Source organism: Nitrospirillum pindoramense, assembly GCF_007827955.1.
GTDB lineage: Bacteria > Pseudomonadota > Alphaproteobacteria > Azospirillales > Azospirillaceae > Nitrospirillum > Nitrospirillum amazonense_B.
Map to the genome: position 1 here is coordinate 118,605 of NZ_VITR01000008.1, position 13,121 is coordinate 131,725.

Below are 13,121 nucleotides of genomic sequence, written 5' to 3' on the forward strand. Positions count from 1 at the left end.
GGGAATTTCCTCTGATTCGGCATCAGCTTACTCATGGGGCGGCCCGCAGGCTGACGCTTCCTATGGCATATAGCGGACCTTGGATAGGTGCCGTGTACATCAGGCATAGGTCGCGCTGTCCCGTGGTGGCGGGCAGGCGGGCGGTCAGGGGGAACTGCTGCGGTGCCGCTGCCGGGGACGGCAGCGGCACCGTCGCGGCGACCGGCCCGTCGCAGCCGTCCATGCGCACCACCAGTTCCCCGTTGGGGGTGGTGGCGGGATGGCTGCGCACCTTCACCGCGTCGTGGGCCAGGCCATAATTGCGCGCCAGGCGGGCCGCGTTCACCGTCAGGGTGGTGACGCCGTCCAGGCGGGCCTTGGGATAGACCCAGCAGGCGTCGAACAGGTTGACGTTGAACACGGGACCCTTGGTCGTGGCGTCGGGCGTCAGCGGGATGCGCAGGCCCATTTCCCCCTGCGGGCAGGCCTGAAGCTCTCCGCTTTGCCGGGTACGCAGCGCCTCGGCCGTCAGGTCATAGCGGCGGGGGGCGGCCAGCACTTGGCCGGCATCGCTGAACACCATGGCGTTCAGGGTGGCCGGCAGGGTCAGGTGCAACGGCGCCTCATAGCGGGTCGAGGCGCTGGTCGGCGTACTGCCGTCCGTGGTGTAGCGGATGGTGCCGACGCCCGCCTGGTTGGACAGGGCCACCGTGGCCGTGCCGGCGGCGAGCGCCGCGTTGGCGCCGCCCTCCACGGTGAAGTCGACGGCGAAGGCGCTGTCGGCGGCGTCCACGCCCAGGTGGCGATAGCGGGCGAGCTGCGCCGGCAGCCGATCCAGGAAGCCCCGCCAGTCGCGCTTGTCCTTCGGGGACCACAGGCCTTCGGCCAGGGCGTCGATGCGGGGATAGACGGCGTGGGTCACATGCCACGGCGTCATCATGTATTCGGTCCAGACGTTGGCCTGGCCGCCCAGCACATGATGGGCCTGTTCGGCGTTCAGTTCCGCCGGCATGGCGTCGTAAGCGTAGATGTCGGCCAGGGTGACGATGGCCAGGCGCCCCGCCGGCTCGTCATCGCGGCGGCTCTGCAGGCTGTCCAGGTACAGGGTGGGGGCCGGCGACAGGATCACGTCGTGGTCCATGCGCGCGGCGTCCACCGCCCCCTTGATGCCCCGCCAGGACATGATGGTGGCCGTGGGGGGGATGCCGCCCTCCAGGATCTCGTCCCAGCCGATCATGCGCCGGCCGTGGGCCGCCAGATATTGGCCAACCCGTTCGATGAACCAGGTCTGCAGGGCGTTCTCATCCTTCAGGCCCAGGGCGCGCATGCGCGCCTGGACCTTGGGCGAGGCCTTCCACTCGTCCTTCAGCGCCTCATCACCACCGACATGGATGTAGGTGGAGGGGAACAGGGTCATCACCTCGTCCAGTACGGTCTGGATGAAGGTGAAGCTGGGCTCATCGACATTGAACAGGTAGGGGTTCACTCCCCAGTCCACCGCCACGGCGGGCCGGGCGCCGGTGACGCCGATCTTGGGGTAGGAGGCCATGACCGCCTGGGCGTGGCCGGGCATGTCGATCTCGGGCACGATGGTGATGTGCCGGGCGGCGGCATAGGCGACCAGGTCGCGGATCTGGTCCTGGGTATAGAACCCGCCATAGGGCGTCGTGGATTGCCCGGAAACGACGCTGGGCGGGGTGCGCCAAGCGCCAACCTTGGTCAGTTCCGGGTAATGCTTGATCTCCAGCCGCCAACCCTGATCGTCGGTGAGATGGAGATGCAGGCGGTTCAGCTTGTGCGCCGCCATCTGGTCAATCAGGGCCTTGACGCTGTCCAGCGGCTGGAAGTGGCGGGCCACGTCCAGCATCATGCCGCGCCAGGGGAAGCGCGGCCAGTCGCGGATTTCCTGCGCCGCGATGGTCACCGGCCCCTGGTCCGCCCCGGGTGCGGCCTCCGGCGTCAGCAGTTGGGCCAGGGACATGGCACCATAATAGAGACCGGCCTCATCCCGGGCGGTGATGTGGGCGCCACTGGGCGTCACCTCCAGGGTGTAGCCTTCCGCCTGGGTCACCGGCGCATCGGCCTGAAGGGCCAGGGTGATGGCGGCCCCCTGCCGGCCCTCGCGCACCATCAGGTCCAGCCCGCGGACGCGGCGGACCTGATCGGCCAGTTGGGCGGCAGCGAACCGGGCCTGGGCGTCGCCGGTGGGCACGGCGATGACCGCCCCCGCCGACAGGGTGAAGGTGCCCTGCCCGGGATTGATTTGGGCTGCAAGGGGAATCAAGGGCGGCGGTGCCGTCTCCGCGGCGGATGCCGTCAAGGGTGCGCGCCCCTGGGCGCCCACAGCGACACCCAAGGCCATGGCCAGGACCGCCGTCGCGGTCCGCTTCCCCAGTCCCCTCACACCCATCCCCTTTCGTGCGTCAGCGCTGTGACTTGGGCAACTCGTCCCAAACCTTGGGATCTTCCGACCCCAGGACCCAGGAACAGAAGCCTTCAAGGCCGTATTCCTTCACCAGGGCATAGCGATCGTGGAAGCTGCGGGCTTCGGGCATGAACACCCATTCCCGCATCTGGTCGCGGTAGAAGTAGTAGAACGCCTCATGCTCCACCGGATCCCACTGGATCTGCGCGCCGTACTGCTTGGCCTGGGGGATAGACTCGTCGGCATCGAAATAGGCGCCGGCGATGTTGGAGGCCTCGGTCCCGTCCGGCTTCACCGGATTGTCGGTGTACCAGCGGTAGCCGTAGAGCGGGATGCCCAGAGACAGCTTTTCCTTGGGAATGAACTGCAGGGCGTACTTCAGGTGCTCCATCACCCAAGGCATGCCGGCGACGGGGCCGGGCACGGTCCAGCGGGTGTGCTCGTCATAGGTCATCAGGCAGAACAGGTCGACGGCGTCGCCGATGGCCTTGTAGTCGAAGGCGCCGCGCCAGAATTCCCACATCCATTTCGAGAAGGGGCCGCGGCCGGCATGGCCCGGCGCGTTGGGCACGACGGCGATGGACAGCTTCAGGCCGGCGCCGTGCAGGGCGGTCGCCGTCTGCTTGATCAGCAGGGTGAAGGCGTCGCGGTCGGTCCAGGCGATATTCTCGAAGTCGAACTGATAGCCGATCAGGCCGTGTTCCTTGGCCTGCTGCAACAGCGAGGCGATCATGGCCTTCTTGGCCGTCTCGCTGGTGATCAGCTCATGGAACTTCTGCTTGTCCACCGGCGAGATGATGGGCATCACCGGCACCTTTTTCTCGTGCGCCAGCTTCAGCACATAGGGGTTGGGCTGCCCATACACCAAGCCGTTCTGGTCGACGCCGTACCAGGTGGGAACGAGCAGGTCGATCTTGTCGATGTGCTGCTCGAACGAGTTAATCGATTTCTGGGTTTCCATCATATAGAACAGCGCCGTCGGCGCCTTAGCCCCAGTGGCGGCCCCAGCGGCGAGTGCCACGGAAGACGTGCAGGCCATGGCCATCATGGACAGGCCGACGGCCAGCGTTCCCAACAGACGTTTCATGAAATCTCCTTGATCAGCTTCGCGGTCGGCCCTTGGCCGTGCCCGCTCAGTGCATCTCGATGCGGTAAACGTAGGCGGCGACGGCGCCCTCCCCGCCCTCGTCGGGGCGCTTGGGCAGCGTCAGGTGCAGGCCGTCGGCCTCCTGGCGGACGTTCACGGGAGTGCCGCCCTGGGCACCCAGCAGGGTCACGGCCTTCATCGCGTCATCCGCCTTCAGGCTGTGGATCACCACCTCGCCCTCCGCCGGCCAGCCCAGCTCGATGGCGTACAGCGTCCCGCCCTTGGTGGTGAAGCGGAAGTCCTGCGCCGTGTAGGGCTTGGTCTTGGTTTCCTGGAAGGAGCCGCTGGCCACCTCGGTGGGGCCTTCGCCGAACTGGCGCCACGGGCGGGTGCCATAGATGGCCTCGCCATTCACCTTCAGCCAGGCGCCCATGGCCATCAGCGTGTCCTGCGCGCCCTGCGGGATGCTGCCGTCGGCCCGGGGCCCGATGTTCAGCAGCAGGTTGCCGTTCTTGGACACGACATCGGCCAGCAGGTGGATGAGCGCCTGCGGCGACTTGTAGGTGTCGTTCTCGACATAGCCCCAGCTGTCGTTGCTGATGGACGTGCAGGTCTGCCACACGCGCGGCTGGATGCCGGGCAGCTGGCCGCGTTCGATGTCCAGCACGCCGGCACCCTCGGGGAAGGCGCCGATCTTGTAATTGACGATGGCGGAACCGCCCAGCTTGGCCTGGGCGTTGTAGTAATAGGCTAGGAATTTCGGCAACGTGCTGCGGAATGCCGGGTGACTGATCCACCAATCGAAGTAGATGAGGTCGGGGTGGTAGAGGTCCACCAACTCCGCCGACCGGGCCAGCCAGTTGCTGAGCCAGGCCTGCGACACCGGCGTGAAGTCGCCGAACACATCGGCGTCGTCGGTGCCCTTTTCCTTCACCCGCAGTTGCGCCGGGCCGTAGAAGTCGGCGTAGCGCGGATCGTTGACGTCGGACGGGATCTTGCGCCCCTCGTCGAAGAACCAGTCATGCTCTGCCCGGTGGGACGACAGGCCGAGGTGCAGGCCCTGGGCCCGCACCGCCCGCGCCAGCTCGCCGATCAGGTCGCGCTTTGGGCCCATGCGCACGGACGACCAGTCCGACAGCTTGGTGGCGTACAGGGCGAAGCCATCGTGATGCTCCGCCACCGGCACCACATATTGGGCACCCGCCGCTCGGAACAGGCTGGCCCAGGCGCGCGGATCGTACTTTTCCGCCTTGAACAGGGGGATGAAGTCCTTGTAGCCGAACTTGTCCTGGGGCCCGAACGTCTTGATGTGGTGTTCGTATTCCTTGGTGCCCTTGGTGTACATGAGGCGCGAGTACCATTCGCTGCCAAAGGCGGGAACGGAGTAGAGCCCCCAATGGATGAAAATGCCGAACTTGGCATCGGCATACCATTGCGGCACCTGATAGGCCTTCAGCGAAGCCCAGTCGGGACGGAAGGGCCCCTGCGCATCGCCCTCGTCCACCTGCTTCAATTCCGCGGCGATCTCCGGCACATGCTTCGCGCCGCGCTTTTCCCACTGCGCATCGATCTGCGCCGGGGATAGGGACGCGGTCGGGGCGGTCGCCGGCTGCGGCGCAGCGGCGAGGGCCGCGGTGGCCGGTGGCAGCGCCAACGCCGCCGCCAGCAGGCCGGCCCTGATCCGCTTAAGGATCAGGCGTCGGGAAGAGGGGCGGGTCATGTTTTGCCTCCGGTTTTGGGTTTTGTTGGATGGGAGTGGCGTGCCGCTCAGCCACAGGGGCCGGCACGGCCCAGGGCGCGAGGCCACTGGCCCCGCGCCCCGGCCGTCGGGCCACTGTAGACCATCAAGGGGAAGGAGGGGAATGGACGGCCGTCGGTCATGCCGGCACGCCGGATAAGGGCATCAAGCCCGAAAGTGGCGGCCGCACGGCCAAACCAGCCCTTTGTTCCTAATCCCATGACCCTCAGGCTCCCCTGCCGTTGGCCCCACCAAAGGGCGGGGGTAGAGAAGGACCCATGCCTATCGTGGACGATCATCCACAGGCTTTTCTGCCAGGTATTTTCTTTAATTTAAAAAAGAATGGGCCGCCGCCAAAGCACGGGCGGCGGCCCAGGGGGAGGAAGGTTTACATCTTGTAGGACATGTTGATCGAGTAGACGCTGCCGTTCTTATAGTAACCGATCGGCGCCGACTTGGTGTTGTTGTACGAGTAGTACATCTCGTCGAGCAGGTTGCTGGCGTTGAAGGTGACCTGCATCTGCTCATTGATGCTGTACGTGGTCGAGAAGTCCAACTGCAGGTAGGAGTCGACCATGTTGCGCGAGTCCAGCCGGCCGATGCTGGTGAAGTACGGCGACCGCCAGCCCAGGCTGACACGGGCCTGGATCGGACCCTGCTCGTAGTATGGGATGAAGTTGATGGTGTGCCGCGACAGGTACGGCATGTTGATGTTGGCGGTGCCGGTGTCGGCGATGGAGTAGGTGTAGTTGGTCTGCACGCCGAAGCCGTACGCGATGTTCGTCTGATACATCGCCGCGAAGCCCTTCACGTTGGCATCGGAGTAGTTTACTGGCGTCGAAACGCTGTAAACCGCCGTGCCGCCATGGGTGTTGTCCTGCAGCACCATATCGGTCGCCGTGTTGACGATGTAGGACGAAATCTGACGGAAGAAGAACTCACCCGAAACCAGCGAGTCCTTGTTGAAGTACCACTCGGCCGAAACGTCGTAGTTGTTGGACTCGTAGGGCTTCAGGTTCGGATTGCCGCCGCTGGCGGTGTGCTGGGTATCGTCCTTGGAGAAGGCGCCGGCCATGTCGGCGTAGCGCGGACGGGCGATCACCTTGGCCGCACCAAAACGAAGGATGACATCGTCCGCGACGTCGTAGGCGAAGTTGAAGGTCGGCAGGAAGCGACCGTAGCGGCTGGTCTGGGTCACGCCATAGGGGTTGCTGGCCCCGTTGTCGTATTCCCAATACTTGATGTCGTCGGCGGTGTGCACGTAACGGACACCGACGTTGCCGCGGTACTTTTCGCCGGCGAAGTTGACCTGGGTATAGGCGGCGCTGTTCTGCTCCGTCACCTTGTACTCGGAACCGAAGTCCCGGTAGTAGGTGGTGTTCAGGCCCTTCAGGTAGTTGATCACCGCGTCCTGACTGATGCTGTAGAAGTTCAGCCAATCACCCGAGGCGTTCAGGCCATCGAACAGGCCGCTCGGCACCTGGGACCCGCCCAGCTGAGCCAGCGTCGTGCTGCCGTTGGAGTAGGTGCGGCTGCCATAGGCGCGGACCGTGTTCATGTGGTCGGTGTACTTGACGCCGGCCTGGACCGTGGTGATGGGACCCCAGTTGATGTCATGGGTCACGTCCATCTGGCCGTAGGCTTCGGAGTCGGCGTTCAACTGAGCGGCGATACCGCCAACCTGCTTGCCGGCAGCGCGAGTGGCCATGTTGTCCATGGTCGACGAGCCGTCGGTCGAGGTCACGTTGGTGTGCGTGCCGTCGTACGAGAAGCTGTACGGCGAGGAGGAGTAGAACGACAGCAGGTATTCCGGGTCCTTACCGCCGAAAGCGCGGGTGTAACCGACGTCGGTGTAAACCTTCCAATCCTTGGTCGGCGTCCAGGTGCCGGCCAGGTTGACACGGGCCGTCTGCACCGTGGTCTTGCGGTAGTTCGTGTCCAGCTCGGTGTAGGCACCTTGACCCAACGAGGCACTGGTGATCAGACCGTTGTTGATGGTCACGGCGTTGAACAGGTTGGTGCTGGCCGCCGGGTAGATGAAGCGCGACTGGCTGAAGTTGTTATAGACGCCGTGGATGTACAGGCCGGACAGGTTCAGGTCGATCGTGTCGGTCGGCTCGTATTGGACGGCGGCCTGCAGGCCCTCACGCTCACGGGTCTGCTTGAAATAGGCGGCATTGATGCCAGCCGGGAAAGTCGCGTTGGCCAAACTGCCGCTGCCCGTCACCGTCGGGTTGGAGGTGATGGTGCTGCCCTTCTGGTAGCCGAAGAACTCGATACCGGCGCGCGACAGGTCTTCCTTGTCGTACGTGCCTGCGACCATCACGCCGAAGGTGCTGGCCGGGTTCTTCCAGCTGTACAGCAGGGAGCCGCGCGGATTCCCTTGCTCGGACCGCGTGTTGTACGAGTAGCCGACCGAGCCACGCAGGGTGTTGGCGTCCAGATCCAGCGGCTTGCGCGTGTGGATGATGACGGTACCGCCCAGGCTGCCTTCGTCGATGCGGGCTTCCGTGGACTTGTACACTTCGGCCTGGTCGATGATTTCCGGCGACAGCAGGCTATAGTTGAACGTGCGGCTGTTCGGGTCGTTGGGGTTACCGCCCCAGTCGGCCGAAGCGATGGTCTGGCCATCGACCAGGATGCGGTTCAGCGCCGGGTCGGTACCCAGGATGCTGATCTTTTCACCTTCGCCAAACTGATGGTCAACACTGATGCCGGGCAGGTGGGACAGCGATTCCGCGACGTTGGTGTCGGGGAACTTGCCCACGCCTTCGGCGGAGATGACGTCAACGATGGCATTTGCCTGGCGCTTCACTTCAATGGAGCGCTCAAGGCTCTTGCGAATACTGGTGACGACAATCTCTTGCAGCTCATCGTCAGGATTGGCGTCGGCCGCATAGGCCTGCGCTGCTATGAACGACCCCGTCCCCATGCTCATCAGCATGGTGGTAACCAAGGCGTATTTCTTAATTCCCATGATATGGTTTCCCCTGCTGTGCTTTATTCTTGTAGATCCTGCCGATCTCTTGAATATCGCTTCGCTCCGTATCGGCAATACTGGAGGCGTTGTTACCGTAACCAAAGTGCCGCACAGCCTCCCCGCCGTCAATTTTTTTTTAATTTGCTTTCATAAATCCCGTTTTGGCGTGATTATAAGGCAACGGGTGATGGCGGAAGCGAGGAAATCCGGCAGGATGCGGACGGGACCGCTGAACCTGCCCAGGGCTGGCGGACGGCCATATCACACCCGACTCTGCCCCCTCTGAACACTGCCCCCAGTTGTTCCTTTCACGATCCCGGACCCTGATCACCGATTAAGGATGGCGCCCATGGCCTTTGTGAAACCGCCCCCCTCACCGAACCAGAATCGCGCCTCCATGGTGGTCATCGGCGTCCTGTTCTTCATTTTTGGTTTCGTCACCTGGCTGAATGGCCCTCTGATCACCTTCGTGAAGCTGGCCTTCAATCTCGATGACGTGAACGCCTTCCTGATCCCCATGGTCTTCTATCTGTCCTATTTCTTCCTGTCCCTGCCCTCCTCCTGGGTGCTGCGGCGGACAGGCATGAAGAAGGGCATGGGGTTCGGCTTGTTCGTCATGGCCATCGGCGCCGTCATTTTCGGCGAGTGCGCCACGATTCGCGTCTACCCGGGGGCGTTGACGGGGCTGTTCGTCATCGGTGCCGGCTTGTCGCTGCTGCAGACGGCCGCCAACCCCTACATCAGCATCCTGGGCCCCATCGACAGCGCCGCCCAGCGCATCGCCGTCATGGGCATCTGCAACAAGGTCGCCGGGATGCTGGCGCCGATCGTCATCGGCGCGTTGGTGCTGAGCGGCATCGACACCCTGGACCAGCAGGTCAAGGCGGCCCCGACGCCAGAAGCGCGGGAAATGCTGCTGTCCGCGTTCGCCGCGAAGATCCACATGCCCTATCTGGTCATGGCGGCGCTGCTGGCCGTGCTGGCGGTATGGGTCATCCGCTCGTCCCTGCCGGAGGTTTCGGCGGAGGCCAATGTTGGTGCCGACGACTCGGCCGGTGATGCCGCCCCCGCCCTGTCCCGCGCGCCGCACCTGTGGCTGGGCGTCCTGTGCCTCTTCCTTTATGTCGGGGTCGAGGTCATGGCCGGTGACGCCATCGGCACCTACGGTCATGGTTTCGACCTGCCGCTGGATGAGACCAAGTTCTTCACCTCCTTCACCCTGGCGGCCATGCTGGCGGGATATCTGGGTGGGCTGTTGCTCATCCCCAAGGTCCTGTCGCAGGAGCGCTATCTGGCCCTGTCGGCGATCCTGGGCGTCATCCTGACCGTCGCCGCCTTCGCCACCAGTGGGTATGTCTCGGTTGGGTGCGTGGCGGCGCTGGGCTTCGCCAACGCCATGATGTGGCCCGCCATCTTCCCCCTGGGCATCCGCGGCCTGGGGCGGCGGACGGAGGTCGGGTCGGCCTTGATGATCATGGGGATCGCCGGCGGCGCCGTCCTGCCCCAGCTGTTCGTGCAGTTGAAGCAGCACTATCCCTTCCAGGCCGTGTTCCTCGCGCTGATGGCCCCTGCCTATCTCTACATCCTGTTCTACGCGCTCTACGGCCACCGCGTCGGCCGCAAGGCCGTCGCCGAGGTCCCTTCCCTCGCCTGATCCCTCGCTCATTTCTGAAAATGCTCATGACACCCGATCGCTACTATCTAGGCGTCGATGGCGGCGGCACCAAATGCCGCGCCCGCCTGCGCGCCGCCGACGGAACCTTGCTGGGCGAGGGCCTGGGCGGCCCCGCGAACATCAGGCTGGGGCTGGACCGCGCCTGGTCCAGCATCCTGGAAGCCACGCACGCCGCCCTGGCCCAGGCTGGGCTGGACCCCAGCATCTTCCCCCGGCTGCATGTTGGCCTGGGGCTGGCCGGCATCGTGACGCCGACGGACAGCATACGGACCCGGGCCGCCGGGCCGGCATTCGCCTGCCTCGCCGCCGAGACCGATGCGCACGCCGCCTGCCTGGGCGCCTTCTCCGGCCGGGATGGCGCCATCCTGATCGCCGGCACCGGCAGTGCCGGCTACGCCCTGATCGGCGGCCGGGGCCATGCGGTCGGCGGCTGGGGCTTCGAGGTGTCCGATGAGGGCAGCGGCGCCAGCATTGGGCGGGAGGCCATCCGCCTGGCCCTGCGGGCCCATGACAATCTGGCCCCGGAAACCGGCCTGACCCGGCAGATTCGCGACCGCCTGGGCGGCACGCCGGCCGCCGTCGTCGGCTGGGTGAACGATGCGGGCCCCGCCGACTATGGCCGCCTGGCGCCCGATGTCCTGGCCCATGCCGCCAAGGGCGACGCCGTCGCCTGCTCCATCATCTCGGGCGCCGCCAAGGAGCTGGAAACCTACATCCGCCATCTGCACGCCCTGGGCGCTCCGAACCTGTGCCTGATGGGCGGGTTGTCGGCGCCCCTGACGCCGTGGCTCAGCCCCTGGGCCCGGTCCCTGCTTGTTGAACCGGAGGGGGACGCGCTGGAAGGCGCCCTGCTGATGGCCCGCCAAGCCGCCCCCCGCGACATAACCCAACGCCCTATCGCCAAGAGCGCCCTGCCATGAGCACGACCACCCCCCTGATGGCCCGTGAGGCCGCTGAAACCCCTGATGCGATGCGTCGTCAGATTGAGCGCTGCGCGCCCCTGTTCCAGGAACTGGGCGATCGCCTGCGCCGCCTGGCGCCGCGCTTCGTCGTCACCGGCGCGCGGGGCAGCAGCGACCATGCTGCGACCTATGGCAAATACCTGATCGAGACCCGGCTGGGCCTGCCCGTCGCCTCCATCGGCCCGTCGGTGGTGTCGCTGTACCAGACGCCCCTGCATCTGAAGGACTCGCTGTACGTCGCGGTGTCGCAATCGGGACGCAGCCCCGACCTGCTGCGCCTGACGGAAACGGCCAAGGCCGGCGGCGCGCTGACGGTCGCCTTTGTGAACGATGAGACGTCGCCGCTGTTCCAGATGGTGGACGTGGCCATTCCGCTGTGCGCCGGCCCGGAAAAAAGCGTCGCGGCCACAAAGTCCTATCTGACCTCGCTGTTCGCCTTCCTGCAGATGGTGGCGCATTGGCAGGCCGATCCGGTCCTGCTGGCCGCCGTGGCCAGCGCGCCCGAATGGATGGAAAAGGCGGCCGCGCTGGATTGGTACCCCGGCCTGTCGCACCTGGCGACGGTCCGCGGCCTGTACATCACCGGCCGCGGCCTGGGCGCGGCGGCGGCCCAGGAAATGGCCTTGAAGTGCAAGGAGACCAGCCGTCTGCACGCCGACGCCTTCAGCGCGGCCGAGGTCATTCACGGCCCCCTGGCCCTGGTGGGGCCTGACTTCCCGGTGCTGGCGCTGACGCAGGATGACGCCACCCTGCCGCCGACCCTGGACGCCATCCGCCGCATGGTGGGCCTGGGCGCCACGGTGCTGTCGACGGCCAGCGACGTGCCTGGCGTTGTGCCGCTGCCCACGGTGCCCGGCATCCCGGCGGAACTGGCCCCGCTGGCCTCGGTACAGAGCTTCTACATGGGCATCCACCGCATCGCCACCGGGCGGGGCCTCAACCCCGACGTGCCGCCCAACCTGGCCAAGGTGACGGAGACCGTCTGACATGCGCCAACTTCTGACGGGGGCCCGCCTGTTCACCGGGGATGTGCTGCTGGACGGTCACGCCCTGCTGTTGGACGGTCCCGACATCCTGGACATCGTGCCCGCCGTCGCCACCGTGGCGGGGGCCGCCCGGGTCACCCTGCCGGAAGGCAGCCTGCTGGCCCCCGGCTACATCGACACGCAGGTCAACGGCGGCGGCGGTGTGCTGTTCAATGACACGCCCACCGTCGCCGGCGCCCTGGCCATCGCGGCGGCGCATCGGCGCTTCGGCACCACGGCGCTGCTGCCGACCGTTATCACCGACGACCTCAACACCATGGTGTCCGCCGCGGAGGCCGCCGCCGAAGCCGCCACCGTACCCGGCAGTGGCATCATCGGCGTTCACCTGGAAGGCCCGTTCTTGAGCGCCGCCCGGCGCGGTGTTCATAAGGAAAGCCATATCCGCCGCCCGAACGGGGTGGATCTGGACCGGCTGTGCGCCCTGCCCCGGCAATTCGGGGACCTGGGCCGGGTGCTGCTGACCTTGGCGCCGGAACAGGTGGAGGACGCGGACATCGCCCGCCTGGTGCGGGCGGGCGTGGTGGTGGCCGGGGGCCATTCGGCCGCCAGCCATGAGCGCACGCAAGCGGCCGTGCGCGCCGGCCTGCGTGGCTTCACACACCTGTTCAACGCCATGCCGCCTATCAACAACCGCTCGCCGGGCATTGCCCTGGCGGCGATGACCGCCAAGGACGCCTGGTGTGGCCTGATCGTCGATGGTATCCATGTTCATCCCGACCTGCTGGCCCTGGCCCTGGCCGTCAAGCCGCGCGGCAAGATGATGCTGGTCACCGATGCCATGCCGCCGACCGGAACGGACGCCGTCAGCTTCACCCTGTATGGCGACCGCATACACCGCCGTGACGGCCGCCTGGTGACGGATGATGGCGTGCTGGCCGGCGCCGACATCGATATGGCGCAGGCGGTACGCAATGCCATGAGCCTGCTGGGTCTTGATTTGGAAGAGGCCTTGCGCATGGCGTCGCTGTATCCGGCACGCTTCCTTGGACTGGACGGGCGTTTGGGTCAGTTGGCCGCCGGCTTCCAGGCCGACCTGGTGCTGTTGGACGCCGACCAGCGGGTCCTGGACACCTGGGTGGCGGGGCAACGCGATGGCGGTATGACGTTAGCCTGACGCAACTCTCTGGCTAATTTTCTTCGCCCGCCCGCAAATGCGTCATTGTGTCTATGACAGCGGTGTCTCATCATGGGAACGAATAAACAATTAATTTGAAAAAGGGAACACGGCC

Annotated in this window: 8 protein-coding genes; 4 read left to right on the plus strand and 4 right to left on the minus strand. The window is 65.7% G+C overall.

The genetic code is table 11. The annotated features are described in order from the left end of the window. Positions 1–31: 31 nt before the first annotated feature. The 4 genes from FBZ90_RS14950 to FBZ90_RS14965 form a co-directional block, all read right to left on the minus strand. Positions 32–2,389, minus strand: a complete 2,358-nt coding sequence (locus FBZ90_RS14950) for a family 20 glycosylhydrolase (protein WP_145733382.1) — start codon at positions 2,387–2,389, stop codon at positions 32–34. A 13-nt stretch (positions 2,390–2,402) separates the two neighbouring features. Continuing rightward, positions 2,403–3,491: a glycosyl hydrolase family 18 protein gene (locus FBZ90_RS14955; protein WP_145733384.1), complete on the minus strand. Its 1,089-nt coding sequence runs from the start codon at positions 3,489–3,491 to the stop codon at positions 2,403–2,405. 46 nt (positions 3,492–3,537) lie between these two features. After that, the gene (locus tag FBZ90_RS14960) at positions 3,538–5,211 is read right to left on the minus strand and encodes an alpha-L-fucosidase (protein WP_145733386.1); all 1,674 of its coding nucleotides are present in this window, start codon (positions 5,209–5,211) and stop codon (positions 3,538–3,540) included. A 406-nt stretch (positions 5,212–5,617) separates the two neighbouring features. Continuing rightward, complete coding sequence (locus FBZ90_RS14965; protein ID WP_186455821.1) at positions 5,618–8,206, minus strand: TonB-dependent receptor; 2,589 nt, start codon at positions 8,204–8,206, stop codon at positions 5,618–5,620. Positions 8,207–8,558: 352 nt separating this feature from the next. Between FBZ90_RS14965 and FBZ90_RS14970 the strand changes: the two genes are divergently transcribed. The 4 genes from FBZ90_RS14970 to nagA are packed head-to-tail and all read left to right on the plus strand — an operon-like array spanning position 8,559 to position 13,006. Next, positions 8,559–9,863, plus strand: coding sequence for a sugar MFS transporter (locus FBZ90_RS14970; RefSeq protein WP_145733388.1), 1,305 nt, complete (start codon positions 8,559–8,561; stop codon positions 9,861–9,863). A gap of 26 nt (positions 9,864–9,889) precedes the next feature. After that, the gene (locus FBZ90_RS14975) at positions 9,890–10,804 is read left to right on the plus strand and encodes a glucosamine kinase nucleotide-binding domain-containing protein (RefSeq protein ID WP_145733390.1); all 915 of its coding nucleotides are present in this window, start codon (positions 9,890–9,892) and stop codon (positions 10,802–10,804) included. Further along, entirely contained in the window at positions 10,801–11,832 is a 1,032-nt protein-coding gene (locus FBZ90_RS14980; RefSeq protein ID WP_145733392.1) for an SIS domain-containing protein, read from the plus strand. The genes FBZ90_RS14975 and FBZ90_RS14980 overlap by 4 nt, the downstream gene beginning before the upstream one ends. A gap of 1 nt (position 11,833) precedes the next feature. Further along, a complete protein-coding gene (nagA, locus tag FBZ90_RS14985; protein WP_145733394.1) occupies positions 11,834–13,006 on the plus strand; it encodes an N-acetylglucosamine-6-phosphate deacetylase in 1,173 nt (390 codons plus the stop codon). Positions 13,007–13,121 lie beyond the last annotated feature (115 nt).